The organism is Roseibium album, assembly GCF_965233825.1.
Taxonomy (GTDB): domain Bacteria; phylum Pseudomonadota; class Alphaproteobacteria; order Rhizobiales; family Stappiaceae; genus Roseibium; species Roseibium album.
The window spans coordinates 4,053,138-4,078,789 of record NZ_OZ247583.1 but is presented as its reverse complement, the minus strand read 5'-3'; the positions used below and the strand labels follow the sequence as shown (position 1 = coordinate 4,078,789).

Below are 25,652 nucleotides of genomic sequence, written 5' to 3'. Positions count from 1 at the left end.
AATCATGGTTTGCGTCACTGCGCAAGGAACCATCCGAGGAACACCTCTTACATTCTCGAGCGGCGTTTCTCCACAAAACGTCGGTCAAAAATCGAGGACGTTTTGGCGCATCGCGTTTTCAGTGTCCTGACGGAATGCTGTCAGGAGGCCTGTGCGATGAAGGCAAACAGGGAATATTCCCTCCAATGTCCAAGGAGAAAGAGATGAGTGAACCCTGCCTTGAGGTGGTGATTTTCAAAGTCAAAGACAGCGAAAAAGCCCGCGTTGCCCGCAGAGCAGCGCAAGACACCGTCAAACACTATGACGGTTTCATCTCCTGGACCGCCTACGAGTCCTGCGAGGAGAAGAACCTGTTCGCCGACATTGTTCTGTGGAAGGATCTGACGACTGCCAAGGACGCGGCTAACAAGGTCATGAAGGACCCGGCCTTTGTGGCCATCATGGCGGAAATCGATGGATTGATATCAATGTCTCACTACACGGCAGACCGTGTTGTCGAAGCAAACGCTGCTGCTGCCTGACAAAAAAGGGGCGGCAAAGTGTGCCGCCCCTTTTCATTAACAACAGAAACGGGACAAACTACATTGTCGGAATGACAAACTCGGCACCGTCCTTCAGGCCCGACGGCCAGCGGGAGGTCACGGTCTTGGTCCGTGTGTAGAACTTGAAACCGTCAGGACCATGCTGGTTCAGGTCTCCGAAACCGGATTTCTTCCAGCCACCGAAGGTGTGATAGGCAAGCGGCACAGGGATCGGCACATTGATGCCGACCATGCCGATATTGATCCGGGAAGCAAAATCGCGCGCGGTGTCGCCGTCACGCGTGAATATCGCAGTGCCGTTTCCGTATTCATGGCTAAGCGGCAGATCCAGGGCTTCTTCGTAAGTCTCTGCACGCACAACAGACAGGACAGGGCCGAAGATTTCGGTCTTGTAGATGTCCATGTCCCTGGTGACGTTGTCGAACAGGCATCCCCCCATGAAGAAACCGTCCTCATAGCCCTGCATGGAGAAATCACGGCCATCGACGACCAGACTTGCACCTTCCTTGACACCCTGGTCCACCAGTCCCCTGACACGACCAAGTGCTTCCTTTGTGACGAGCGGTCCGAAATCAACGTCATTGCCGGCGGTATACGGTCCGATTTTCAAGGCTTCAACCTTGGGCGCCAGCTTCTCAATGAGCGCATTTGCAGTCGTTTCACCGACAGGAACGGCAACAGAAACAGCCATGCAACGCTCGCCGGCAGCACCATAGCCAGCACCGACCAGTGCATCGGCAGCCTGATCCAGATCGGCATCCGGCATGATGATCATGTGGTTCTTGGCACCGCCGAAGCACTGTGCCCGCTTGCCGTTTGCTGTCGAGCGGGAATAGACGTACTGGGCGATCGGTGTGGAACCGACGAAACCGACGGCCTGAATGGTCTCGGCGTCGCAGATAGCGTCAACCGCGCTCTTGTCGCCGTTGACAACGTTCAAGACACCCGCCGGCAACCCTGCTTCGATCATCAGTTCCGCCAACATGATCGGCACGGACGGATCGCGCTCGGAAGGCTTGAGAATGAACGAGTTGCCACAAGCGATAGCCGGACAGAATTTCCACATCGGTATCATGGCCGGAAAGTTGAACGGCGTGATACCGGCGACAACACCGAGCGGCTGGCGCATGGAGTACATGTCGATGCCGGGACCTGCACCTTCAGAGAACTCACCCTTCAGGTGATGTGGGGCACCAATGCAGAATTCGGCAACTTCCAGACCACGGATAACATCTCCCTTGGCATCCGGAAGCGTCTTGCCATGTTCACGGGACAGAGCTTCCGCGAGCTTGTCCATATCGCGGTTGAGCAGGTCGACGAATTTCATCATGACTCGGGCACGACGCTGCGGGTTGGTTGCAGCCCATCCGCGCTGTGCCGCTGCGGCATTGGCGATCGCAGCGTCCATTTCAGCCTGACTGGCGAGCGCAACCTGCGCCTGGATTTCTCCCGTCGCCGGGTTGTAGACGTCGGCAAAACGACCAGACGTACCTTCCACGTGCTTGCCGTCAATAAAGTGACCGATTTTCTGCATATCGCATGTCTCCCATCTGGCCCGAGGCAGCCAGCCGACGGCTGATCTCCCGGAAAATTTGTTCTGGTGTTTTTCGCTCTTATTTTTGTTATATACAAGATCCAGTTTTCCGGATCTGTTGTGCGTTTTTTATAGTTATGTCATCTATCTGCCATAACCTTGCAAACACTCCTGGAATTGTCATCCCTGAAAAGTGCGGGATCCGGGATGTGGTGCTTCTGACAGTTCCACGAAACCAGCAACGTTTTGACCAGGGCAGAGACAAGGTCATGAAATTCATGAATTGGGACGACATCAGAATTTTTCTGACCATTGCAAGAACAGGTCAGATTCTGGCAGCAGCAAAACGCCTTGCCCTGAACCATGCAACCGTCGCAAGGCGGCTTACCTCATTGGAAGAAAGCCTCGGCGCCCGATTGTTCGACCGATCAACGTCGGGCTGTGTGCTCACGGAAGCAGGCAGCCGCTTTTTCGACCGGGCCGAACGCATGGAAGCAGAAGCTGTTGCCGCGGAAGCAGACCTCGGCGGCGACACCCCGGAAATTGCGGGAACGGTCCGAATAGGTGCCCCAGACGGGTTTGGGGTGGCTTACCTTGCCCCGCGCCTTGGCAAGCTAACGGAGAGACATCCTGGCTTGACCGTGCAACTGGTTCCCATAGCACGTTCCTTTTCTCTCTCGCGACGGGAAGCCGATATCGCGGTGACGATTGACCGACCGGAAACCGGAAGGCTGGTCGCGGGCAAGCTGGTCGACTATGCCCTCGGACTTTATGCGTCCAGAACCTATCTGGAAACAAGGGGGACTCCCGCCTCTTCATCCGATCTAAGCGCGCACGACCTAATCGGCTACGTCGAAGATCTTCTCTATTCCCCTCAACTGAACTACGGGACAGAGTTTTCCAAAGACTGGACTGCCCGCTTTGAAATCGCCTCAGCTCTTGGCCAGACAGAAGCAGTTCGCGGCGGTGCGGGAATTGGCATACTTCACGATTTTATCGCGCGCGAGGACAAGGCACTCGTGGCCGTATTGCCGGAATTGAAATTGCGCCGGTCATACTGGATGGTGACACACGAGAGTTCACGACCGCTACGTCATGTTGCCGCCGTTCAAGATTTTCTTCGCGATCAAGTCGCGCGCGATAAAACAATTTTCAGCGAATGATTTCTTCATCCATGTGTTCTGGCGCAAGTCCTATTGATATCGCACGATCACGCACTTTGATTGTGATTGCAGTCACAATCAAAGTGCAAAAAACCATGTATTAAAAAACAAGAATTAATTATTCAGCATATTCATGGAGTATTACATCTAAAAATAACTTTTGAGGAGGCAATTATGTCTTTTGGATTTTCTTCAGACGACAAAAAGAACGAAACATTCAATTTTGACTTTTCCAATTCGGAACGGGATGTTGCTGACAATCTCCGGAGCAAATCAGACGAAGATGACCCTTCAACCCTGGCTTATGTCGTGAAACATGTTTTTGTTAAGTCCTTTTCCACCAGCGGCGATGCTGATGACGGTGTTCCTACGGCGCAAGCCATTGATACAGACGACTATCTGATGTGACTTGAACCGGGCCAGAGCTGCATCAGATGCGTTGCAAACCTGTGGTTTGCCGCTAACGCCAATCTTGCGTTTCCGCGATCCAGTCAAGTGTGCGTTGATCCGGAGTGGAATTTTTCGTGACATCGCTGATGATCGCGACGCTGTTTGCACCGCTTTGCAGAACATCCCTGCTCCGCTCTAGCGTGATGCCGCCGATCGCGACCAGCGGCAAGTCGCCGATTTTCCGTTTCCAGCCTTCGATTTTTTCGAGCCCCTGAGGTTTCCAGCTGAGCGCCTTGGAACTCGTGGGAAACACCGGGCCCAGCGCCACATAGTCGGGTTTGACAGAAAGCGCGGCATCGAGTTCCGCGCCGTCATGGGTCGACACGCCCAGTCTCAGCCCAGCGCGCCGAATTGAAGCCAGATCTGCATCTGCGAGATCTTCCTGCCCGAGGTGAACATAGTCGCAGCCAAGATCGACCGCCAGGCGCCAGTGATCGTTGATGATGAGCTGACAACCGTACTTCCGGCAAGTTGCCTGAGACGTTGCAATCTCCCGCCGCAGTGTTTCTTCCGACGCATCCTTGATGCGCAATTGGACGAGTTTGATGCCAAGCGGCACAAGTCGGTCAATCCAGTTTGAACTGTCAACGATCGGATAGAACGGGTCGAGATCCATCACACTCTCTCTGACGATGCTTGAAATCCGTGTTTCCATTAGCAGGTCTGGCCAGTTGGAGCTTGCAAAAAGGCAGCGAACTCCGACTTTGTTCGAATGCGAACAACCCGGAGATGTTGCGGAGGGTTCTCATAGATCTTCATCAATCTGGCGCGCGCGCTGCGCCGTGTACGCCAGATGAAGTGCAAGAACTCGATTGTTTGCAAGTTGAAACGTTCCGGACATCCTTCGGCCAGATCAGGGCGCGATTGCCCGTAGTACCGCAGCGATCGTTTCAGCACTCGGAATATCCTCAGGGCAACGGGAATATCAAGCCAGACAAACGTGTCGGCCCTGGAGACGCGCTCTTCATATGTATTGGAATGGCCACCTTCAAATATCCAGGAATCCTTCATGTGCACTTCGTGGGTCAGAAGATCTTTTTCTTCCCGAGTGCGCTCCAGCCAGCCCGCACGATAATGGATCTTGTCCATGTGGTAGACGGGCAGGCCTGACTGCTTGCCGAGAAGCCGAGCGAGCATGCTCTTGCCCGATCCCGGGCCACCGACGATCATCACCCGTTTCATGGAAGCACCTTGATAAGGAAATTGCGGGCCGACGTTATACACTCTTCCGATTGTCTGAAAAGATGGAAACGCACTGTTCAGTGGACACATTCACCACGCAGACCCAATTTAGGCTTCAGACGTGCATTGATTGGCAAGGAGAAGCCGATGAGCTGGTTGAACAGTCCCGATCCAATTCCCGGTGTTGCAACAAGCTGCGACCCTATCGACACGATTATCGTCCCGCGAACCTCTGACCTTGGTGGCTTTTCGGTTCGACGGGCCTTGCCCTCGGCAAGACGGCGCATGGTTGGCCCATTCATCTTCTTTGATCAGATGGGTCCGGCTGAACTGTTGGTGGGCGGTGGTATCGACGTGCGCCCTCACCCGCATATCGGTCTTGCCACGGTCACTTATCTCTTTGAAGGCGAAATGTACCATCGCGACAGTCTCGGCACCGAGATCGCAATCGCCCCGGGCGCGTTGAACTGGATGAGCGCCGGCAAGGGCATTGTCCATTCCGAGCGCGAGCGCCCGGTACGTCTGCAGGAAAAACGCCCGCTGTTCGGCCTGCAAAGCTGGGTGGCACTGCCGAAACAGCTGGAGGAAGGGGATCCCTCATTCCAGCACCATGGAGCAGAAGAGCAGCCTGAATTTGCAGATAACGGTGCCTCGGTGAAACTGATTGCCGGCAACCTCTATGGCCATGAGGCACCGGTGCAGACCGCATCAGACATGTTTTATGCGGATATTTCGCTCGAACCCGGTGCAAAGGTTCCTCTGGATGCCGGCTGGGAAGAGCGCGGCCTTTACACGATATCGGGACAGATCACTATTGCCGGGCAGCCCTTTGACCCCGCGCAGTTGCTGGTTTTCAAGCCTGGCGACCATCTGGTGATCGAGAACAAGACATCTTCACCCGCGCGGTTCGTCGTGCTCGGCGGTGAACCGATGGATGGAAAGCGGTACATCTGGTGGAATTTCGTCTCGTCGTCAAAGGAACGTATCGAGCAAGCCAAGGAAGACTGGAAACTGGGGCGGTTTGACACCGTTCCGGGAGATGCAGAGGAATTTATCCCGCTTCCAGACCGTCCAGGGCCGTAAAGGCGCGCATACCGCAATACCCTGCCTTCTAACAGCATACAGAGCCGGTCACTTCCGGCTCTGTATTTTTCATTTTCGCCTCTGCATCAACAGGCCTATAACCGATCGTCCGGTTTCGGTTGGTTTTGCGCGTCAGCTACTTGCAATCGCAACCGGTTCTCTGCCAATAAGGTGCCCGATCCGAGAGCGCTTCGCGCGCATTTTGTCTTGTTGACCGCGAGAGCCTCATGCAGAGCAAACATTCCGCTTCATGTGTCACTCGGGAACTCGAAAACAAAGTCTTCGGATCGGCAAGCGCGCTTTCTTTTGCGACTGGATCCGCAGTCGAAGCGTTTCGCGCAGTCTTTTGCCCGGCGCAAAGGACCAATGCATGGCCGCACGACGGCGGACAATATGAGAGAACGGACCGATCGATCTTGTTGGTTCTGTCCCAGGTCAGATCGCAATCTTCAGCGAAATTGAGGCGGCTGCGGACCGGACAGAATTGAAATGTGACGGCAATCAAGAAGACAAATCGAGCAAGGGCAAAACCTGTATTTGACTTGCTGACACGGGTGGAACGACATGCGGCTTGGAATTGACTGGGGCGGAACAAAAATCGAGATCATTGCGCTGTCCAACGAAGGCAGCGAACTCTTCCGGCAGAGAGTCGACACACCCAGGGACGACTACCAAGGGTGCCTGGAAGCGGTAAAACATCTGGTAAATGAGGCAGAGACGGCGACCAGTCAATCCGGAACGCTCGGCCTCGGCATTCCGGGATCACTGTCGCCAAAGTCTGGCCTCGTCAAGAATGCCAATTCCACCTGGATGAACGGCAAGCCACTCGACAAGGATCTTGAATACGTCATCGGCAGACCTGTGCGTATCCAGAACGACGCCAACTGCCTTGCCGTCTCCGAGGCGACCGATGGTGCCGGCGCAGGTGCGCATATCGTTCATGCCGTTATCATCGGGACCGGTTGCGGTTCGGGTATTGCGATCGACGCCAGAGCACATCAGGGTGCAAATGGCATCGGCGGCGAATGGGGTGCGATTACCGTTCCCTGGCTCAAGGAAGACGAGTTTCCGGGGCCGGACAGCTGGATCGGGCACCGGGGGGTTATTGACCGCTGGTGTTCAGGTACGGGATTTCAGCTCGACTACAAGGAAAAAACCGGAACCTTGCTGAAGGGGCACGAGATCATGGCGCTCAAACGTTCCGGTGACCCCGTGGCAACACATGTCTATGAGGCTTATGTGAGCCGCCTCGCCCGGTCACTGGCAATGTCCGCCAATCTGCTTGATCCGGATGTTTTCGTTCTTGGCGGCGGCATGTCGAACATCGATGAGCTCTATGAAGATCTGCCGCCCGCCATGGTGCCTTACATTTTTTCCGATACGTTCGACACACCGATCCGCAAAGCCGTTCACGGCGACAGCTCAGGTGTACGAGGCGCCGCCTGGCTCTGGAACTGAACAGCTAGTCGGTGGACTGCCAGACCCGGCGTTGCCCAAGGGTGACCAGAATAATGCCGACGCCTACAGCTGCCACCGCAGCCAGTTTCGCGGCATTCGGCACTTCGTTGAACACCAGATACCCGAGACCGAGGCCCACGACTGCTGCGACAGACCCTATCTGACTGAGATAGACCGGCCCCGCGGTTTGCTGAAGCCGAAAATAGAGACCGTATTGAAGTCCGAAGATGGCGGTCTGCGCCGCGAGCAATCCTGCCGCTTCGGGCGTCCACGCAACAGGCGCAACCGGTATTCCCCAAGTTGCGGTGAAGGCCGACAGAACGAGAAAACCCACCACCATCATGCCGAGTGCCAAATCTACCGGCTTTGCTCCTTTTGGCCATTTCAGCGTTCTGTATATGTTTCCAGCTGCCAGAAACAGGGGAATTGCAAGCGCCAGCAACGACCAGAAAGACGCCTCTGCAGACAATTCCGACCCTGAAATCGCCAGTAAAATTCCGCCCGCGACACCGAAGAACACGCCGGCGCCCATGATCCACTGGAAACGCTGAAGACGCAGGACAACCGCAAAGGCGTAGGTCAGTACCAAAGGAAACGCAAAACAGAGTGCCACAAAGCCGGCTCCCACCCTGGGTGCGGCCGCCACGGCGATCATGTTCGGCAAGATGAACAAGAGGCCTGTGATCAGGATGTAGATCACCAACCGTTGCTGGTGCCCCTTTTCTTTTGCGACCCTTGTGCTGCCGTTTTTCAAACCGGCCAGTCTGGTGGCACCAAAAAGTCCGATAGCGCCACCGAGGATCGACCACTGCAGCAGCGCGATGGGGTGCCAACCGATTTCGGGAGCCGCCTTGGCAAAAACCGTTGAAACTCCGAGAAACGAGCCGACAATCAGCATAAGCACAAGCGACCTTTCCAGTGGGCTCCTGCCTCCTGCCGAAGACTTGTACCCCTGTCCGATACCTCCGGAACTCGATTGCGTATCCTGTCTGGCCATGGCTGACATTTGATCGTCCTTTTGATCTGTTTGGCAACAGCGCGTTTTCGCCTGGAGGTATAGGTATCATTTTTTATCTTTATTTCAAGATACTTTATGTCAAGATTCTTGACGCGTATTGACAGCAGGTATCGAAAAGGGAAAGGTCGGTTCACCAAACCATTGGAGATGCCGGACTGTCTGTCGGTGGATTTCATTCTCCCGACAATGGCAGAAACGCAGAACATTACGTTCCCGGGACGACGCTATGAACAAACCTTCCGACACGCGGTCAAAACCATCGAAACACCTGTTCGGCGACCCGGCGGACCTAATGACCGACCGGGCTGAACGCGCGCGGCGGCAATGGCAGAAGGAAGTCCCGGAAGTTGCCGAACAACTGCTGCCGATGGTGTTGCTCGGGCGCCTGAACGAAGCGGCGCAGTTGATGAACCGCGATTACCTGGTTCCGGCCTACGCGAAAATCGGTCTGAAGCTGGGAGAATTCGATGTGCTGGCGACACTGGTCAGATCCGGTCCTCCCTACAAACTGACACCGACCGAGCTTTATCGCTCAACGATGATGAGTTCAGGCGGCATGACTGCGCGTGTGGACAAGTTGGAAAAGGCCGGTCTGGTTGAACGTTGCCCGCATCCCGACGACCGTCGTGCCCTTACCGTGTGTGTCACTGACAAAGGCCTGCAACTGGTCAAACGCATGATCCCACAGTATGTCGACATGCAGGCCCGTGCAGTCGAAGGTCTGACGGCGAACGAACAAGACCAGCTCTCGGCACTTCTTGAGAAACTCATCCGAACCGCAAACGATCCCATTACGGGCAAATAGGTGCGAAACGGACAAACGGTGTCGTGACAGATCTTTCAGTCACCGATTGCCTTCAATCCCTTTTCCAGCAGGTTCCATTGTTTCCTTGAAACGGCTTCCTTGGACGCCAGCAACCAGTATGTCTGGTGATGGGGCAGATTTTCAGTTGAAACGCGTTGCAAGCGTCCGGTCTTCAAGTCCTCCTGACAAAGTGGCAGAGAAGCAAGCGTGACCCCAAAACCTTTTCTTGCCGCGGACAAAGCTGCAAAAAAGGTGTCGAAGCGAAGATCGGCAAGCGGCGTCGACGGCGTTCCGAACCTGGCTGACCAATCGTTCCAGCCGGGTCGAGGTCCAACGACCGCGATCCGGGGCAGGCCTGTCCAATCCGCGGAACGTCCCAAAAGCTTCGGCGAGGCTACGGGTGCGATGACTTCACTGTAGAGCGGCAGTTTATACGTGTAGGGCCAATCTCCCGACCCGTATCTTATCTGGATGACACCGGGCTCTTGCTGAACTTCCGAGGAAAGAACAAGTGTCTTGAAGGAAATCTGCGCATCTATTTCAGATGACAGTCTGTACAATCGAGGCATCAGCCAAAGTTCAATGATTGACGCACTCGCCGAGATCGTTACCCGATTTCGTGATATTCCGAATATTCCCTCGGAACTTTCCCTCAGACTCTCCAAGGCAGAACGGACGTGCGGAACCCATGTCTCGCCCTCGACCGTCAGGGAAATGCTGCGCGGCTGACGCAAAAACAACTGTGTTTCCAGGCGCTTTTCGAGCTTGCCGATCCGCTGACTGATCGCTGATTGAGTCAACCCGGTTTCCTGCGCAGCGGCTGTAAAACTTCCTGTACGCGCCGCGACCTCGAACGCCCTCACCCACTCCAGCGGCAGGTTCTCAAATCTGGACTTATCCATTAGCAAAACGAACCCTAAGTCTCTTAATTCCTAATTTGATTTTATAGTAAAACAGCACGATCTTGTCATTGTCCAGACAGGAGAGGCTTTGGCGGATGACACAGGTGGCAATCAATGAGTCGGGTAATATTCTTGTTCTCGACCACAACCGGGAACAGTTTCGCTTCCACGCGGTCTGGCTGCGTGACAATGCCTGGGACACGGAGACAAGATCCCCATCGAATGGTCAAAGGCTGATTGCGTTGCGGGATATCGATCCTAAGGTCCAGATTTCCGCGGTTGCAGTCGAAGGCACAACGCTCAAGATTACATTTTCACCTGAAAACAAGGACGTCGATTACTCAATCGACTGGCTGATTGCGAACGCTTACGACCGTCCGCGAGTCTCTGAAAAGGGCTGGCTCGCCGATAGCATCGAGACCTGGGACGCGATGCTCAATGAAAATGTTCCTTCTGCCGATTTCAATCACATAGCCTCGGATCCATCGGCAAAGCGAGCGTGGCTGGAAAGCGTTGCCAGGTACGGTTTCGGAAAACTCAACGGTGGACCGGTAGAAGACCAGGCGCTGATGAAAGTCGTCCAACTGTTCGGTTTTGTCAGGGAAACAAACTACGGAAGGCACTTTGAAGTCCGGACCGAAGTCAATCCAACCAATCTGGCCTTCACGGGACTGGGACTTCAGGCACATACCGACAATCCCTACCGCGATCCCGTGCCGACAATTCAGGTTCTTTACTGCCTGGAAAGTTCAGCTGCGGGCGGCGAAAACATGGTGGTCGACGGATTTAAGGCGGCAATGCGCCTGAAGAACGAAAATTCCGCGTGGTTCGATGTTCTGAGCCGATACTGCGCGAAATTTGAATATGCAGGCGAAAAGGGTGTTGCCTTGACGTCCCGCCGACCGATGATAGAGCTTGCGCCTGATGGAGAACTCATAGCGGTTCGCTTCAACAACAGGTCTGCAGCCGCAATAACCGACGTGCCTTTCGAAGATATGGCCCTTTATTACGAAGCCTACCGCAGGCTCGGCGAAATCATTGACGATACGGCAATGGAAGTGACTTTCCGTCTCGAGCCCGGCGAATGCTTCATCGTCGACAACACGCGAGTACTACATGCCCGCAAGGCTTATTCGGGAACCGGTTCGCGTTGGCTACAGGGGTGTTACGCCGACAAGGATGGCCTGCTTTCGACGCTTGCGTCCCTTCAAACGTCTGTCCAGGAGGCAGCTGAGTGAGCAAGCCGGATTTTTCAACACTCAATCGCGACAACATCGTCGCGTTCATAGGTGATATCTTTGAACGCTGCGGAGACGAGGAATATCTCGGCGAGCCGGTCACCATGGCTGAGCACATGCTCCAGGGCGCCACGATCGCGGAACGGAACGGCCTTGACGAGGAGATCATCGTCGGGGCCCTGCTTCACGACATCGGACACTTCACTTCGGAGTTCGGAACCTTTTCCATGGAAGACACCGAGGACCGTTTTCACGAGGAAGCGGGTGCACAGGTTCTCAGCTCATACTTTCCGTCGGTGATCGTCGATTGCGTCCGTCATCATGTTGCTGCAAAGCGCTATCTGTGTGCGACGAAACCGGACTATTTCAAACGCCTCTCCGAGGCATCTGTCCATTCGCTCAATCTCCAGGGCGGTCCGATGAGCCCCGATGAAGTCGCGGATTTTGAAAAGAACCCGAACCTGAAGAAGATCATTCAGGTTCGATATCTCGACGAAGCCGGCAAACAGGCAAATATGGAAACTCCCGACTTCTGGCATTTCGCGCCCATGGTGCAGACTTTGGTCGACAGACACCTGGAGACGCGCGCCTGAATTCCGCCAACCAAACAAGATCAGGCAAGGCCATTGCCGCACGTGAACTGTTTACGGATATCCCAGCGAGAACAAGGTCGTTTCCTGCCGGAAGATCTGCTGGTTTCTGATCAGCATGGCCGTGCCGACATATTCGCCCGCAGGCCAGGCCTCTCCCCTCAGCTTGCGGCCGGCAAAGGCAACCCATTGTGCCTTTTGCCGCTCGAGCGGTTCGCCTTCCGATTCCGCCATTACGCCTTCGGGGCCGACGAGACGAAGCGCAACCCGATCACCTTTCTTCAGATTTATCAGTCGCGCAAAAAAGACAAAAACAGGAGACCGGGTCCCGGGTTCGGCTTCGGTTCCCGTTTCCAGATCAATCGACTTGACTGCACTGTCCGCAAACCCGGTCTGAATGATCTCGCCGTCGGCATCCTTCAACAATGCAACGAGGTCACCTTGCCAGAGCGAACCGTCGTAAGCCGCTTTTGCCTCTGCAACGGACGCACACTGCGCAAGACGATCCTCTGCAGCTTCCGGATGCCCAAGGAACGGGTCGACAACCTGGCCGTCCTTCCTCAAGGAAAGATGCACATGCGGAAAGGCGGCGAAACCGGAAAAACCGACCTCGCCGAGGACATCACCGCGCTCGACACGATCTCCGCTGGAAACAATCACTGAACCTTGCCGCATGTGGCAATACTGGGTCTCCCAGCCGTTCCCGTGGGAAATCACCACTCCGTTGCCGCACTCCTTGCCCTCGATCCGCTTTCGATCTTCTGCTGATTGAACTAGCCTGTCCGGCATGTCGTTTCGAACACCCTTTACGACGCCGGGCGCGGAGGCGATGACGCCGGCTTTCTGGTTGGTGTTCAATACCCGGAAATCCGTTCCCTTGTGACCGTCATAGCCGGCCTGTGCACACATGGCGGTCTGAACGTCCGGTCCCGGATCAATATCAACGTAGTTCTGGACAAAACAGTCCTGCCCGAAGTCGCAATCGATCGGCAAGGACACTTCAAGCTCAGCAGCCGAAACATGCGTGTCATATGCCGCACCCGTCACTTGGACAGCAAAGACCGCGACAAGGATTGTGCCAAAGCGCCACATCATCGATTAGTTCCTTTTCAATTGATGTCCCGTTCAAGTAGCGTGACTTGCAATCCGGCGAATGATCGCCGACTGTCTTCGAACATCTTTCCGGCAATTTATGGAACAAGCGTGATGATTAAGTGGCTGTCCACTCTTCTGATATCTGCATTCATGATCTTTCCCGCGGCAGCGCAAAGCGAACTGCAGATACGGGATATCGAAAAAGGCAGTGGCGAGGAAGCCAATGTTGGCGAAACCGTCGTCGTTCACTACACCGGTTGGCTGATGGACGGGACCAAGTTCGATTCCAGTGTGGACCGAGGACAACCCTTCTCCTTCACGCTTGGTGAACGCCGTGTCATTCCCGGATGGGAAAAAGGCGTTGAAGGCATGCAGGTCGGCGGCAAGCGTGAGCTGATCATTCCACCTGACATGGCCTACGGCTCCCGCGGCGCAGGCGGCGTCATTCCACCTGATGCGACGCTCAAGTTCGAAATCGAGCTTCTGGACGTCAAAGGGAAGAAATTTTCCGATATCGGCAATGACGAACTGAAGGAAAAACTTGCGTCCGGCGCGACCGTGATCGATATCCGGAGGCCTGACGAGTGGAAACAGACCGGGGTTGTTGCCGGTAGCCATCTCGTGACCTTTTTCGATGAAAACGGCAATGTGAACCCGGATTTCGGCGCTTCGCTCCAGAAGCTTGTCGCTGGTCCCGAGGATGAGGTTGTGCTCATCTGCCGAACAGGAGCCCGTAGCAAGGTCTTGTCCCAGTACCTGTCGGAGCAGGCCGGCTTTACAAATGTCGTCAATGTCGAAAGTGGCATCATGAGCTGGATCGGAGACGGCCAAGCCGTCACGGCTGCTGTCTTGCCGGAAAATTGCTGGCTCTGCTGATAAAAATCGACCAACAGCAATTGATCGGTCCGAGACCACAATTACCGCAACAAAGCTATCCCGCTAGTGACCCACGGCAAGTTCGAGGCTCATCCGGTTATGATCGGTGACGACCTTGCCCATCTCCATCGTGACGATCTGCCCGTCATCGACCACGACCTTGCCGTTGACGACGGTTGTTGAGGCCCCTTGCGGGCAACAAAAGACGACCGCAGCGACGGGATCATGCAGTCCGCCTGCAAATTGAAGCGTGTTGAGATCCAGGGTGAAGAAATCAGCACACTTGCCTGTTTCCAAAGAACCAATATCGTCCCGTCCCAGCACCGCGGCGCCGCCTCTCGTGGCAAGTTCCAGAGCTTCCCGCGCGGTCATCCATTCACCAGCGCGCAACGGATGTGATGGCGGCAGCAGTGCATGTTTCCGGGGGCCTTCGGGCGGCATCAGTCCCAGCTGCAGCCTGGCGAGCAGCATGGCCTGTCGCACTTCTCCAAGCATATTGGACCCGTCATTGCTTGCAGAGCCGTCAACACCCAGCCCCACCTTCACACCGGCTGCCATATACTTCTTGACCGGCGCAATACCCGAGGCAAGCCGCATGTTGGAACATGGGCAGTGTGCTGCCCCGCAGCCGGTGCCCGCGAACAGGCGAATTTCCTCGTCGTCGACATGGATTGCATGGGCGAACCAGACATCGGGGCCGGTCCAGTCAAGACCTTCCATCCACTCCACGGGACGTTTGCCGAAACGCTCAAGGGTGTAGCGTTCCTCATCCAGCGTCTCGCACAGATGGGTGTGCAACATGACGCCCTTGTCGCGTGCCAGGTGTGCACTTTCCCTCAAAAGGTCTTCCGACACCGAAAACGGCGAACACGGAGCGACCACAATCCGGGTCATCGATCCCGGGGACGCATCATGATAGCGGTCTATCACCCGGATGCTGTCTCTCAGTATGTCATCTTCTTCCTCAACACAGTCGTCCGGCGGCAATCCGCCCTTGCTCTCACCCAGCGACATCGAGCCACGGCTTGCATGGAAACGGACACCGAGATCCCGGGCTGCTTCGATCTGATAGTCCACCTTGTTGCCACTCTGAAAGAGATAGGAATGGTCGAAAACAGTGGTACAGCCCGACAGCACAAGTTCTGCAAGACCGACGAGAGCGCTGTTTCGGGACGCTTCCGGGTGGGTCTTCGCCCAGATCCGGTAATGGGCCTGAAGCCAGGGAAAGAGGTTGTTGTTTTGCGCTGCGGGAAGATTGCGCGTGAGCGTCTGGTTGAGGTGATGGTGAGTGTTGACGAAACCCGGCAGAACAATCTGGCCGGTCGCGTCGATCACTTTGTCGGCGGTCTTCGGCAGTTCCTCGGTGGGCCCGACCTGTGTGAGCATTCCGTCTTCGGCAAAGAGCCCGCCATTTTCGATTTCACGGCGCTCGTCATCCATCGTGACAAGGATGTCGGCATTCTTCAGAAGCAGTGTCCGGCCCATGGCTGCCCTTCGCATCAATTCGACTCAGGTTCAGGTCGCGGCCAAGCGTATCTGCTAAGTTGTCCCAGAACTATGTTGTCAAAAGAGGAAACACTTTCAGCAATTTGTCGGAAATCTAATCTTCCAAAGGCGGCATCCGGTTCCACGCATCGAGCGCGGCAATCTTGTATGCTTCGGCAAGTGTCGGATAGTTGAAGGTGTTTTCGACAAAATATTCCAACGTGCCGCGAAGGTTCAGGACTGCCTGTCCGATATGAACCAGTTCGGTTGCCCCTTCTCCGACAATATGGCAGCCAAGTAGCCGCCTGGTCTTCAGGGAAAAGATCATCTTGAGCATGCCCGTATCAAGGCCCATGATGTGCCCGCGTGACGTTTCGCGAAACCTTGCAACACCGCACTCATAGGGAATTCCGCGTTCCTTGATTTCCTCTTCCGTCATGCCGACGGTCGAGATTTCAGGCACAGCGTAGATCCCGTAAGGAAAATACTCGGGCGGATCGTGGGCCGCTTCGCCAAGCGCATGGCACGAAGCGATACGCCCCTGTTCCATCGATGTCGAGGCGAGGCTCGGAAAACCAATCACATCGCCGGCGGCAAAGATATGGGAGACTTCCGTCTGAAACGTTTCGGGATCGACTTCGAGGCGGCCACGGTGGTCAACCGACAAACCGCAACTGTCCAGATTGAGAGACGGTGTCGCGCCCATGCGGCCGGCGGCAAACAGGATGACGTTGGAGCGAACACTCCGCCCCCCCTCCAGTTTGATCTCGCAATCGGCAGGACCATGCTTTTCAATTGCTTCAACCTTGGCTCCGAAGCGCATGGCGATTCCGCGATCCCGCAATTGATGGGTGAAATCGGCGACAAGTTCCTTGTCCAGAAAATCCAGCATCGTTTCGCGGGGTTCAACGAGTGTCACGTGAACGTCGAGCGCCGAGAAGATCGAGGCATATTCCACACCGATAACCCCTGCCCCGATAACGGCGATCGAGCGTGGGATCTCGCCCAGATCGAGAATCTCATCGCTGTCGAGCACGAATTTCCCGTCGAAGGGAACATAGCCGGGACGAAAGGGGTTTGTCCCGACGGCGATGACAAATTTGTCCGCGCTGTATTTCAGGATCTCCCCGGCATCGCCTTCCACCTCGATCATGTGGCTCTCGACAAAGCGTGCCTCACCCCGGACCGTGTCGACCTTGTTGCGGGAGAACTGATGCTCAAGCACATCCACTTCGTGGTTGAGCGTGATGTGGAGCCGCGCCCTGAGATCGGCGGCGGTCAGGTCCTGCTTGACACGATAGGAGCTTCCGTAAAATCCGCGCTCGCGCCATCCCGTCAGGTTCAGAACAGTCTCTCGCAGTGTTTTTGAGGGGATTGTTCCGGTGTGAACCGAGACACCACCGACCCTGCGGCCCCGTTCCACCACAAGTACGTCGCGCCCGAATTTTGCTGCCTGGATCGCAGCCCGACGGCCCGCCGGCCCGCTGCCGATCACGATAAGATCGTAGTGTTCCATGTGCCCCTCAATGCCGTTCGACCAACGCGCCGTTTTCCCGCCGATTCTCCTTGGCGTTTCTGTCTGTCGAGGCACTGCAAGACAGCATCTTTGTTCCCGGGTCAAGTGCTCGCGAAAATAACGCGTGGACCAAGACCGCAAACTGATCAAAAACGACTGTTTTTTCCTTCCCGGTCAATAGACCATTGCCTTCCCATCGCGCTTCGGCTATGCGTCGTCTCATGAAGACGAGCCTGAAAGCAGTATGGTGGTGGCGCGGCGCGACATAGGCGGCCAGCGAACAGTCATGCTCTGAAAGGATCAAGCAATTCACCAAAGGCCGCCGCGGGACACCGCTGGCGGCCTTGGTGCATTAAGAGGCCGCCAACGCCGCAAACGGCCACCAGAAACGGGAACGGAAAGACCATGCCGGTACTGGCAGATCAGACCTATGAAACCGAAAGCGGGATTACGATCCTTCGGACCTCACGCCCCTCCGACTACGAAACCGGAACGTCCGACTGGATCGACCGGCTCGACAGCGAATTGGGCGCGGTTCTTTCTTCGTCCTACGAGTACCCCGGCCGCTACACCCGCTGGGACATGGCGCTGGTCAATCCCCCTCTTGTTCTGGAGGCTGCCGACCGAAAGGTCGAGATACGGGCCTTGAACGATCGCGGCAAGGTTCTCATACCTGCAATCGTCGAGGCCTTGCGGACACACGATGTTGTTGAAACCTTTGATGCCGGCTCTGACAGGATCGAACTTACCGTCAAGAAACCGGATCGCCTCTTCAATGAAGAGGAGCGCTCCCGCCAGCCGTCGACATTTTCAATCGTTCGCGCGCTGAAGGACCTTTTTGCCTGTGGCGATGACCAGCTCGGCCTCTACGGAGCCTTCGGTTATGATGTGGCCTTCCAGTTCGAACCGATCGACCAGAAGCTGGAAAGACCTCACGATCAGCGTGATGTCGTTCTGTTTCTCCCCGACGAAATCCTGATTGTCGACCACCACGGAAAACGGGCCTATGTGCTTGAATACGATTTTGTGGTCAACGGCAAGACCACGAAAGACCTGGAGCGAACGGGCGAACAAAGTTCCTATGCACCGGCGAACAAAGACCCTGGCCGGGGAGATCATGAGCCGGGTGAATATGCCGAACTTGTTGAAAAGGCGAAGGATTACTTCCGGCGGGGCGATCTGTTCGAGACCGTTCCGGGGCAAACATTCTATGAACCCTGTGCCAACCCACCCTCGGCTGTTTCCAGGCGCCTTGCCCAGATCAACCCTTCCCCCTACTCGTTCTTTTTCAACCTCGGCAACAACGAGTACCTCGTCGGGGCTTCGCCGGAAATGTATGTGCGTGTCACAGGTGGCCGACGCGTGGAAACCTGCCCGATCTCCGGCACGATCCGACGCGGCAAGAACGCGATCGAGGACGAGGCGCAGATCCGCAAGCTGTTGAATTCGGCAAAGGACGAGGCGGAGCTGACCATGTGTTCCGACGTCGACCGAAACGACAAGAGCCGGGTTTGTGTCCCAGGCTCTGTCAAGGTGATCGGGCGGCGGCAAATTGAGATGTATTCCCGGCTGATCCACACGGTGGATCATATCGAAGGTACTCTTCGCGAGGACATGGATGCGCTGGACGCCTTCCTCTCCCATACCTGGGCCGTCACAGTGACAGGGGCGCCGAAACGGTGGGCGATGCAGTTCATCGAGGATCACGAAAAGTCACCGCGTGCCTGGTACGGTGGGGCCATCGGCGCTGTTCTCTTCAATGGCGACATGAACACCGGCCTGACACTGCGGACCGTCCGCATCAAGGACGGACTGGCGCAGATCCGGGCTGGCGCAACACTGCTTTACGACAGTGTTCCGGAAGACGAAGAAGCGGAAACCGAACTCAAGGCAGAAGCCATGCGTGCGGCGGTTCGCGAAGCCGGCCTGGCGACCCGTTCCACCGAAACGACTGAAACCCACAAGCCTGGCGAGGGCCTGAAGATCCTGCTCGTGGATCACGAAGACAGTTTTGTGCACACGCTTGCGAATTATTTCCGGCAAACGGGCGCCGACGTCGTCACCTACAGAACGCCGGTTGCCGACCATGTCTTTCATGACGTCAATCCGGACCTGGTTGTTCTGTCACCAGGCCCCGGCAACCCGAAGGACTTCGACTGCGCAGCGACGATCGGTCGAGCCCGCGCCCGCGCGTTGCCGATCTTCGGCGTCTGCCTCGGACTGCAGGCACTTTCGGAGTATTTCGGTGCGGAACTCGGCCAACTGGATATTCCAATGCACGGTAAACCGTCACCGATCAGCATCTCCGGGAATTCCCTCCTCTTTGACGGTCTCAATGCGCCGGTGATCGTCGGCCGCTATCATTCGCTGTTTGCGAAGAGGCCTACCCTGCCCGGGGATATTCGGGTGACGGCGGAGACCGAGGATGGTGTCGTGATGGCGATTGAGCATGAAAAAGAGGCCATTGCCGCGGTGCAGTTCCACCCGGAATCCATCATGTCACTGGATCAGGACGCAGGTCACATGATCATCGAAAATGTTGTCAGCCGGCTCGTTTCGGCGAAGAGCCGCGAACGCGAAGACGCCTTGTAATTTTTGTCAAGACACGTTGGCGGTATTTGCGCTAAGGATGCGAGTGGAAATTGAAGGAGACACCCTTTGCATATTCTGCTCGCAATTCTTGCCGCCCTCGCAGGCGCTGCGTTCTGGATCTACCGGGCCCGCCAGGCGGCCGACAGCACACGAGTTGTTCTGGAAGCGGCCCAAGACGTCAAATCTGCGGCCCGGCGCTTCGGTTTTCGGACCCGTGCCAATCAGCATCCGACCGAAGGCGTCGATGATCCACGGGTGACGGCTGCTACATTGCTGGTTTTGACAGCCGAGACGGACGGCGGCATCTCGCGGGCAGAACAAGACGCCATCCTGGAGCAACTGCAAACCGTGTTTCAGATGTCTGCTGCGGAAGCCGACGACCTTTACCTGTTTTCAAGGTGGCTTGCCAATCAAAGCAGCAACCCCGACGACATGATCCGCCGCCTGATCAAGAGAACAGTTCACCTTGGCGGTCGCGACACGATTCCGGACCTAATCCAGATGGTTTCACTTGTCGGCAACGCCGATACGGGAACATTGACAGACGACACGATACACATCGTAGAAAAACTCAAGCAATTGCAAGGTTGAACGAATTTTGTCTGAAGGAATTCTACAGTCTGTCAGATCACCCGAACATACCAAGTGATACTGAACAGATTTGGTTTCATGGAACATCTTGGGTTGAAAAGAAAGTTGATTAACGGACTGCAACCGAGTTCTATTGAATTCCAGGTTTGATTTTGCACTGTCTTCACCGGGTGGCATTATAACAGACAGGATCCGACAACACGGGGTCTCGGGAGAAACAATGACGGGCGGCGCCGACAGGAAATCTGCATGGTTTGACAGGCCGCGCTGCAAAAAGGCCGGCGCTTCCTTGCTCGTGTGCGCTGCCGCGGTCTTTGCTCTGGCTGCAGGAGCAAATGCCCAAGAGGATACCGGACTGAAAAACCATATCCTTGGAATTGGAAATTGTCCGCCGTGGAACCCTCAATCGCCTGAAATTTGCCGCAACAGCCTGGACAAGGTGGTGAGTGCTTTGGGTCCGAGGCTTGATGCCGGTCCGGACAACATTCACCTTCTCATCAACGAGGGTGCCAATGCTTCCGCCTTGAAGCGAAAGGCCACGGAGCTGGCCAATCGTCTTGGTCCGGAAGATCGTCTGATCATCTATGCCAACCTGCCTCTGGGCCAGAAGGATGATGACCCTTCGGGCGAGGCCAATGGCTACGTGCTCGAGTTCTGGGCAGACCAACGCCCCGAAACAGCAACAGATGCAATCAGCGAGGGCACGTGGGTATCAGCGCCAGCCTTTGCGGCGATGATCCACACTATTCCGGCCGCCGAGGTTATCCTCGTTCTTGATACCAACAACTCCTATGCGGTCAATATGCACCTTTTCGACGCACACAGGGTCGACCACAAGGAACGTCCCGAAGCGCTGGTCTCCTCGGCAGGTGCCGGACAGGCCGCCAACTATTCGGCAGATCGGACAATATCGCTGTTTGCGAAGCACCTTGCGTCGGCGCTTCATGAAACGGATGGCTCCCTGCTGGATGTGATGAGTGTGGCAGCCGGTGGTACACGGCAGGCAGCGATACCGATCTGCGCGGCGCTCAAGGAGCACCAGGACGAAAACGAGGCTCAGTCGGCGGATTGCCAGCAGGTCCCCGCCATTCACGATCCCGATGCTCTCCTGGGTGAAACGGCCCTTGTTCCGTTGGCCGAGTCCGGTTTGAACGACTAAGAACCGGGCTCGCCGTTTATCCGGAGAGGGCCCCGCCCGCATTGCAGCTTGCCGAAGCCAGAACGTTCAATGCATCACCTGTGTTGGCTTCCGCTTTTCTGATACTCGGTCGTCCCTGGAGCCGCTCCACGAACCAGTCCCAGTCATCGGCATCAATCCGCGCCAGACCGGAATCACGGAGCGGCGCAATCGGCTGAATGCCGTTTTGGCCGACCTGGCCGATCGCGAAACGAAAGGCGTAGCCAGGGGTCAGGCCCATGCGCAGATCCGAAACGACAACCTTGTCTCCGACAAGCTCTGTCCTGAAATATCCCCTGCTGAACCATTCCAGCTTTTTGAAGGCCGCTGTATTCGTCAGGCATGCCGCCAATTCCGGATGCCGGGGATGCTCATAAATCTCAGGTGCGCCTTTGCCGTCGAGCAACGAGAAATACAGGTTGTCGTAGCCGTCTTCCCGCAATCCGATGACTTTCCAGAGCAAAATATTGAAAGGCGCAGCAATCGCGTAAACGGCATCCGGTTCCATGCCCTGGCTCTGAAACACCGATCGCGCCTGAGACTGCACATATTGCTGAAGCACAGCGCTGAGGCCAAGATAACCAGTCGTCAACACCAATGCGCCTGCGACCCAGTTTCGAAGTCGTGACGTCCAGTTTTTCTTGCACAGTGCATAGATAACCACGACGAGCAGCGGGATCGTGTAAACCGGATCGATAATGAACACCGAGCCGACGCCCACCGGGTCCGGGTAAAACGGCCAGAACAGCCTTGTGCCATAAACTGTCATCGCGTCGATGATCGCGTGCGTCGACAGGACAAGAAAAACCGCTCCCCATGTCAACCAGCGTTGATCCCGCAAGCCTTTGAACAATCTCATCAATGCTTCACCGATTACCGGCGCGGCCAAGGCATGGACGAAGATCGAATGCGACCAGCCGCGGTGGTAAACGAAACTGTCGATGGGGTCGTCAAACGGAATAAACACATCCAGATCCGGCAATGTGCCGAGCAGGCCACCCACCAACACTGCCTTGCGTGGTCCGATCTTTGGTCCGAGGCAGGCGGTTGAAACGGCGGCACCGAGAACGAATTGAGTGAGTGAATCCATTTATTGGTCCGTGGGTAACACAGCAGGAAAGTCAGCCGGATATGTGGTAGCGTGCACCCATTGGCAATGCATCACGCAAAAAAGGCGGATCAGTCAACCCGCCCTTGTCTCTTGTTCGTCAAAATCGAGGCGACTCAGTCCACTTCCCTGACCGCTCCCTTGGCCGCACTTGTCGTCATCTTGGCGTAAGCACGCAATGCCTTGGTGACCTTGCGCTTGCGCGTTTCGATCGGCTTCCAGGCCTTGTCACCCCTCGCTTCCATTGCGGCGCGGCGTTGTGCCAGTTCGTCATCGGAAATGTCGACTTTCAGGACCCGGTTCGGGATGTCGATAACGATTGTGTCGCCTTCTTCCACCAGGCCGACAGCGCCACCTTCTGCTGCCTCCGGAGACATGTGGCCGATCGAAAGGCCAGAGGTTCCACCGGAAAAACGCCCGTCCGTCACCAGTGCGCATTCCTTGCCCAGCCCCTTCGATTTCAGGTAACTGGTCGGATAGAGCATTTCCTGCATGCCGGGCCCACCACGCGGTCCCTCGTAGCGGATCAGCACAACGTCGCCGGATTTGACCTTGTTCGTCAGAATCGCCGAAACCGCACTGTCCTGACTTTCAAAGATACGCGCCGGACCGGTAAACTTGAGTATGCTATCGTCAACCCCTGCGGTTTTTACGACACAGCCTTCTTCGGCAATGTTGCCGTACAACACCGCAAGGCCGCCGTCATTGCTGTAGGCATGCTCGCCTTCGCGAATGACGCCCGTTTGGCGGTCAAGATCGAGTTCGTCCCACCGCCGGTTCTGACTGAAGGCAACCTGCGTCGGCACACCGCCAGGGGCAGCCTTGTAGAAATTGTGCACGCTTTCGGAATTGGTCTGACGGATATCCCAACGTGCAAGGGCTTCCCCCATCGTTGAGGAGTGAACTGTCGGATTGTCGGTATGCAGTTTTCCGGCGCGATCCAGTTCACCAAGGATAGCCATGATGCCGCCGGCCCGGTGAACATCTTCCATATGGATATTTTCCACCGCCGGGGCGACCTTGCAAAGCACAGGCACCTGCCGCGACAGCCGGTCGATGTCATCCATCGTAAAGCCGATTTCCCCTTCATAGGATGCGGCCAGAAGATGCAGGATCGTATTGGTAGACCCCCCCATCGAGATATCGAGGGTCATGGCATTTTCGAACGCCTTGAAATTCGCGATATTACGCGGCAGAACACTTTCATCATCCTGCTCGTAATAGCGTTTGGCGAGATCGACGATCAGGTGACCGGCTTCGACAAAGAGCCGCTCGCGGTCCGCATGGGTTGCGAGTGTGGAGCCATTGCCGGGCAACGCCAGGCCGAGTGCTTCCGTCAGACAGTTCATCGAGTTCGCCGTAAACATCCCCGAACACGAACCGCAGGTCGGACACGCGTTCTGCTCCAAGGCAAGGACATCGGCATCGGACATCCTGTCATCTGCCGCTGCGACCATGGCGTCCACCAGATCGACGGATTTCTGTACACCGTTCTCCAGGACAACCTTGCCTGCCTCCATAGGTCCGCCAGAGACGAACACAACAGGAATGTTCAACCGCATGGCCGCGTTCAGCATGCCCGGCGTGATCTTGTCGCAGTTGGAAATGCACACCAGGGCATCGGCGCAATGGCCGTTGACCATATATTCAACCGCATCGGAAATCACTTCGCGGGACGGCAGCGAATAAAGCATGCCGTCATGGCCCATGGCGATACCATCATCCACCGCGATCGTGTTGAATTCCTTGGCAACCCCACCAGCCTTTTCGACTTCGCGCGCGACAAGCTGGCCGAGGTCCTTCAGGTGAACGTGTCCGGGCACAAACTGGGTAAAGGAATTGGATATTGCGATGATCGGCTTGCCGAAATCATCGTCCTTCATACCTGTCGCACGCCAAAGGCCGCGCGCACCAGCCATGTTGCGGCCATGAGTGGAAGTTCTGGAACGATACGGGGGCATATCTCGTCTCTCCCAAAGTCTGCAGACAATCCGGCCGTATCAGCATGAATATGGTTGCTGATACCGGCAGAAAACCCGCGCCCGAATTTGATTTGATATGGGGTTTGACAGGTTTTTGACCAGAACGAAAGGTCTGAAAACACAAAAAGAGTACGCTCCGGTACGGTTGCTTCCAATTGAAACGCCCGGCGCGCCTGGTAACTCCCGGGGGCCTAGCGCGACACCCGGCGCACCGATCCGGGTGTGTGCCCGGTAACTCGTTTGAATGCCCGTGAAAAGGCCGCTTCAGAATCGTAGCCAAGCTGCGCTGCAACCTGACCAAGTGACATCTCTCCATCCTGAAATTCGGTCCAGGCCAGCTGCATGCGCCAGCGCGTCACGTATTGCATGGCCCCTTCTCCTGTCATTTCCTTGAACCTGGCAGAAAAGGCCGATCTCGACATACCGGCGCACCTTGCGAGCCTTGCGACCGTCCAGGTGATATGAGGCTCGCGGTGAAAGGCCTGCAGAGCGCATCCGAGTTTCGGATGCCGGAGAGCGCCGATCCATCCGGCCTCGTGCCCATCCGATTTTTCAAGCCAGCTTCGGATCGCCTGGACCACCAAGATGTCGGCCAGGCGTGTCAGCACCACCTCACCCCCTGGCCTGGGGTCTCCGGCTTCTTCTGCCAGATACCGGAGTGTGCTGTGAAGCCAGGTGCTTGCGCCCTGATCGAAAGTGTCGAGGAAAATCTTGGACGGCAGCAGATCGATCAACCTTTTTGCCACAGCATGATCAACCCGCAATACGCCGCAGATCATACGCGTGAGACGACCACTGCCACCAAAGATCATGGTTTCGTAATTCGGACTATGCCGTTTGGCGGGGATGTCGAAAAGTGGGGTGGCGGTCACGTCCCTTGAGCTTTTCAGTTTCACCGGCCGCCCGTGAGGGAGAAGTATCAACTGACCGGGCCTCAGTTCGATCTCTGTCTCGTCCTCAAGAAAGAGCACACATGCCCCCTCCGTAACTGCAACGAGAACCATCCGTTCCGCGAGATCGGGCACATCAATGCCCCAGGGCTCCCTCAGCTCTGGAGCACAATAAAAAGTCCCGGTCAGTCTGAGCAGATGAAAAACGTCTCCAAGCGGATCTGCCATTGTCGCTGGTGACGACGGTGTCAACTGATCAGTTGCTGTCACGGATACCTCCCCAAATCGAATATGCAGGATCCAGTTTTCTGGATGAACTGCAAGTTTTTTTAGATATCAAGACATAGAAAGTCCGAAGCATCCCGTACAAATTGA

The 25,652-nt window shown here is 56.0% G+C and carries 23 protein-coding genes; 12 read left to right on the top strand and 11 right to left on the bottom strand.

Translation table 11 applies throughout. The annotated features are described in order from the left end of the window. Positions 1–203: 203 nt before the first annotated feature. Positions 204–521 (top strand): hypothetical protein, encoded by a 318-nt coding sequence (locus ACO6TI_RS18615; protein WP_422383053.1) that lies wholly within the window; start codon positions 204–206, stop codon positions 519–521. 58 nt (positions 522–579) lie between these two features. On the opposite strand, the gene ACO6TI_RS18610 is transcribed toward ACO6TI_RS18615, so the two are convergent. Further along, positions 580–2,076: a CoA-acylating methylmalonate-semialdehyde dehydrogenase gene (locus ACO6TI_RS18610; protein WP_055118429.1), complete on the bottom strand. Its 1,497-nt coding sequence runs from the start codon at positions 2,074–2,076 to the stop codon at positions 580–582. Positions 2,077–2,354: 278 nt separating this feature from the next. Between ACO6TI_RS18610 and ACO6TI_RS18605 the strand changes: the two genes are divergently transcribed. Both ACO6TI_RS18605 and ACO6TI_RS18600 read left to right on the top strand, forming a co-directional pair. Next, on the top strand, positions 2,355–3,239 hold the full coding sequence (locus ACO6TI_RS18605) for a LysR substrate-binding domain-containing protein (RefSeq protein ID WP_108873114.1): 885 nt from the start codon (positions 2,355–2,357) through the stop codon (positions 3,237–3,239). Between the two features lie 66 nt (positions 3,240–3,305). After that, positions 3,306–3,647: a hypothetical protein gene (locus tag ACO6TI_RS18600; protein ID WP_422383052.1), complete on the top strand. Its 342-nt coding sequence runs from the start codon at positions 3,306–3,308 to the stop codon at positions 3,645–3,647. Positions 3,648–3,699: 52 nt separating this feature from the next. Here ACO6TI_RS18600 and ACO6TI_RS18595 read toward each other — a convergent pair whose 3' ends face one another. Together ACO6TI_RS18595 and ACO6TI_RS18590 are read right to left on the bottom strand one after the other, a co-directional pair. After that, positions 3,700–4,305: a thiamine phosphate synthase gene (locus ACO6TI_RS18595; RefSeq protein ID WP_196899265.1), complete on the bottom strand. Its 606-nt coding sequence runs from the start codon at positions 4,303–4,305 to the stop codon at positions 3,700–3,702. A 38-nt stretch (positions 4,306–4,343) separates the two neighbouring features. Continuing rightward, positions 4,344–4,871: a DNA topology modulation protein FlaR gene (locus tag ACO6TI_RS18590; RefSeq protein ID WP_196998664.1), complete on the bottom strand. Its 528-nt coding sequence runs from the start codon at positions 4,869–4,871 to the stop codon at positions 4,344–4,346. 147 nt (positions 4,872–5,018) lie between these two features. Between ACO6TI_RS18590 and ACO6TI_RS18585 the strand changes: the two genes are divergently transcribed. Both ACO6TI_RS18585 and ACO6TI_RS18580 read left to right on the top strand, forming a co-directional pair. Then, positions 5,019–5,954, top strand: coding sequence for a pirin family protein (locus tag ACO6TI_RS18585; protein WP_104704295.1), 936 nt, complete (start codon positions 5,019–5,021; stop codon positions 5,952–5,954). A gap of 564 nt (positions 5,955–6,518) precedes the next feature. Next, positions 6,519–7,412, top strand: coding sequence for an ROK family protein (locus ACO6TI_RS18580; RefSeq protein ID WP_104704187.1), 894 nt, complete (start codon positions 6,519–6,521; stop codon positions 7,410–7,412). 4 nt (positions 7,413–7,416) lie between these two features. On the opposite strand, the gene ACO6TI_RS18575 is transcribed toward ACO6TI_RS18580, so the two are convergent. Further along, positions 7,417–8,418, bottom strand: coding sequence for a DMT family transporter (locus ACO6TI_RS18575; RefSeq protein ID WP_422383051.1), 1,002 nt, complete (start codon positions 8,416–8,418; stop codon positions 7,417–7,419). Positions 8,419–8,722: 304 nt separating this feature from the next. Here ACO6TI_RS18575 and ACO6TI_RS18570 point away from each other — a divergent pair, with 304 nt between their 5' ends. Continuing rightward, on the top strand, positions 8,723–9,235 hold the full coding sequence (locus ACO6TI_RS18570; RefSeq protein WP_055119005.1) for a MarR family winged helix-turn-helix transcriptional regulator: 513 nt from the start codon (positions 8,723–8,725) through the stop codon (positions 9,233–9,235). Positions 9,236–9,270: 35 nt separating this feature from the next. On the opposite strand, the gene ACO6TI_RS18565 is transcribed toward ACO6TI_RS18570, so the two are convergent. Beyond that, positions 9,271–10,137, bottom strand: coding sequence for a LysR family transcriptional regulator (locus ACO6TI_RS18565; RefSeq protein ID WP_055118438.1), 867 nt, complete (start codon positions 10,135–10,137; stop codon positions 9,271–9,273). Between the two features lie 95 nt (positions 10,138–10,232). On the opposite strand from ACO6TI_RS18565, the gene tmpA reads away from it, so the two are divergent. Together tmpA and tmpB are read left to right on the top strand one after the other, a co-directional pair. Further along, complete coding sequence (tmpA, locus tag ACO6TI_RS18560; protein WP_281927055.1) at positions 10,233–11,375, top strand: 2-trimethylaminoethylphosphonate dioxygenase; 1,143 nt, start codon at positions 10,233–10,235, stop codon at positions 11,373–11,375. Further along, entirely contained in the window at positions 11,372–11,968 is a 597-nt protein-coding gene (gene tmpB / locus ACO6TI_RS18555) for a (R)-1-hydroxy-2-trimethylaminoethylphosphonate oxygenase (RefSeq protein ID WP_055118441.1), read from the top strand. Before tmpA ends, tmpB begins: the two co-directional genes overlap by 4 nt. Before the next feature lie 51 nt (positions 11,969–12,019). Here tmpB and ACO6TI_RS18550 read toward each other — a convergent pair whose 3' ends face one another. Beyond that, on the bottom strand, positions 12,020–13,060 hold the full coding sequence (locus ACO6TI_RS18550; RefSeq protein WP_282046465.1) for a M23 family metallopeptidase: 1,041 nt from the start codon (positions 13,058–13,060) through the stop codon (positions 12,020–12,022). 111 nt (positions 13,061–13,171) lie between these two features. On the opposite strand from ACO6TI_RS18550, the gene ACO6TI_RS18545 reads away from it, so the two are divergent. Next, the gene (locus ACO6TI_RS18545; RefSeq protein WP_104704293.1) at positions 13,172–13,936 is read left to right on the top strand and encodes an FKBP-type peptidyl-prolyl cis-trans isomerase; all 765 of its coding nucleotides are present in this window, start codon (positions 13,172–13,174) and stop codon (positions 13,934–13,936) included. A gap of 63 nt (positions 13,937–13,999) precedes the next feature. On the opposite strand, the gene ACO6TI_RS18540 is transcribed toward ACO6TI_RS18545, so the two are convergent. Beyond that, complete coding sequence (locus tag ACO6TI_RS18540) at positions 14,000–15,421, bottom strand: 8-oxoguanine deaminase (RefSeq protein ID WP_422383050.1); 1,422 nt, start codon at positions 15,419–15,421, stop codon at positions 14,000–14,002. A 115-nt stretch (positions 15,422–15,536) separates the two neighbouring features. Then, complete coding sequence (gene sthA / locus ACO6TI_RS18535) at positions 15,537–16,937, bottom strand: Si-specific NAD(P)(+) transhydrogenase (RefSeq protein WP_055118447.1); 1,401 nt, start codon at positions 16,935–16,937, stop codon at positions 15,537–15,539. Positions 16,938–17,342: 405 nt separating this feature from the next. Here sthA and ACO6TI_RS18530 point away from each other — a divergent pair, with 405 nt between their 5' ends. The 3 genes from ACO6TI_RS18530 to ACO6TI_RS18520 all read left to right on the top strand — a co-directional run bounded on the left by ACO6TI_RS18530 (position 17,343) and on the right by ACO6TI_RS18520 (position 21,279). Then, positions 17,343–19,529 (top strand): anthranilate synthase component I, encoded by a 2,187-nt coding sequence (locus ACO6TI_RS18530; RefSeq protein WP_055118452.1) that lies wholly within the window; start codon positions 17,343–17,345, stop codon positions 19,527–19,529. 66 nt (positions 19,530–19,595) lie between these two features. Next, positions 19,596–20,120, top strand: a complete 525-nt coding sequence (locus tag ACO6TI_RS18525) for a TerB family tellurite resistance protein (RefSeq protein ID WP_055118453.1) — start codon at positions 19,596–19,598, stop codon at positions 20,118–20,120. Positions 20,121–20,340: 220 nt separating this feature from the next. Next, positions 20,341–21,279, top strand: a complete 939-nt coding sequence (locus ACO6TI_RS18520) for a hypothetical protein (protein WP_209013469.1) — start codon at positions 20,341–20,343, stop codon at positions 21,277–21,279. A 16-nt stretch (positions 21,280–21,295) separates the two neighbouring features. On the opposite strand, the gene ACO6TI_RS18515 is transcribed toward ACO6TI_RS18520, so the two are convergent. The 3 genes from ACO6TI_RS18515 to ACO6TI_RS18505 form a co-directional block, all read right to left on the bottom strand. After that, positions 21,296–22,387, bottom strand: coding sequence for a metal-dependent hydrolase (locus ACO6TI_RS18515; protein ID WP_281927059.1), 1,092 nt, complete (start codon positions 22,385–22,387; stop codon positions 21,296–21,298). 134 nt (positions 22,388–22,521) lie between these two features. Next, positions 22,522–24,366, bottom strand: coding sequence for a dihydroxy-acid dehydratase (gene ilvD, locus ACO6TI_RS18510; RefSeq protein WP_055118457.1), 1,845 nt, complete (start codon positions 24,364–24,366; stop codon positions 22,522–22,524). A 212-nt stretch (positions 24,367–24,578) separates the two neighbouring features. Next, positions 24,579–25,547, bottom strand: a complete 969-nt coding sequence (locus tag ACO6TI_RS18505; protein ID WP_350185100.1) for an AraC family transcriptional regulator — start codon at positions 25,545–25,547, stop codon at positions 24,579–24,581. Positions 25,548–25,652 lie beyond the last annotated feature (105 nt).

Bases quoted from the DNA above. Each gene is read 5' to 3' on its own strand.
- ACO6TI_RS18550 (WP_282046465.1), bottom strand. From the start codon at position 13,060: ATGATGTGGCGCTTTGGCACAATCCTTGTCGCGGTCTTTGCTGTCCAA.
- sthA (WP_055118447.1), bottom strand. From the start codon at position 16,937: ATGGAACACTACGATCTTATCGTGATCGGCAGCGGGCCGGCGGGCCGT.
- ACO6TI_RS18515 (WP_281927059.1), bottom strand. From the start codon at position 22,387: ATGGATTCACTCACTCAATTCGTTCTCGGTGCCGCCGTTTCAACCGCC.
- ACO6TI_RS18595 (WP_196899265.1), bottom strand. From the start codon at position 4,305: ATGGATCTCGACCCGTTCTATCCGATCGTTGACAGTTCAAACTGGATT.
- ACO6TI_RS18590 (WP_196998664.1), bottom strand. From the start codon at position 4,871: ATGAAACGGGTGATGATCGTCGGTGGCCCGGGATCGGGCAAGAGCATG.
- ACO6TI_RS18570 (WP_055119005.1), top strand. From the start codon at position 8,723: ATGACCGACCGGGCTGAACGCGCGCGGCGGCAATGGCAGAAGGAAGTC.
- ACO6TI_RS18585 (WP_104704295.1), top strand. From the start codon at position 5,019: ATGAGCTGGTTGAACAGTCCCGATCCAATTCCCGGTGTTGCAACAAGC.
- ACO6TI_RS18530 (WP_055118452.1), top strand. From the start codon at position 17,343: ATGCCGGTACTGGCAGATCAGACCTATGAAACCGAAAGCGGGATTACG.
- ilvD (WP_055118457.1), bottom strand. From the start codon at position 24,366: ATGCCCCCGTATCGTTCCAGAACTTCCACTCATGGCCGCAACATGGCT.
- ACO6TI_RS18520 (WP_209013469.1), top strand. From the start codon at position 20,341: ATGACGGGCGGCGCCGACAGGAAATCTGCATGGTTTGACAGGCCGCGC.
- ACO6TI_RS18605 (WP_108873114.1), top strand. From the start codon at position 2,355: ATGAATTGGGACGACATCAGAATTTTTCTGACCATTGCAAGAACAGGT.
- ACO6TI_RS18545 (WP_104704293.1), top strand. From the start codon at position 13,172: ATGATTAAGTGGCTGTCCACTCTTCTGATATCTGCATTCATGATCTTT.
- ACO6TI_RS18580 (WP_104704187.1), top strand. From the start codon at position 6,519: ATGCGGCTTGGAATTGACTGGGGCGGAACAAAAATCGAGATCATTGCG.
- tmpA (WP_281927055.1), top strand. From the start codon at position 10,233: ATGACACAGGTGGCAATCAATGAGTCGGGTAATATTCTTGTTCTCGAC.
- ACO6TI_RS18575 (WP_422383051.1), bottom strand. From the start codon at position 8,418: ATGTCAGCCATGGCCAGACAGGATACGCAATCGAGTTCCGGAGGTATC.
- ACO6TI_RS18615 (WP_422383053.1), top strand. From the start codon at position 204: ATGAGTGAACCCTGCCTTGAGGTGGTGATTTTCAAAGTCAAAGACAGC.
- ACO6TI_RS18610 (WP_055118429.1), bottom strand. From the start codon at position 2,076: ATGCAGAAAATCGGTCACTTTATTGACGGCAAGCACGTGGAAGGTACG.
- ACO6TI_RS18565 (WP_055118438.1), bottom strand. From the start codon at position 10,137: ATGGATAAGTCCAGATTTGAGAACCTGCCGCTGGAGTGGGTGAGGGCG.
- ACO6TI_RS18540 (WP_422383050.1), bottom strand. From the start codon at position 15,421: ATGGGCCGGACACTGCTTCTGAAGAATGCCGACATCCTTGTCACGATG.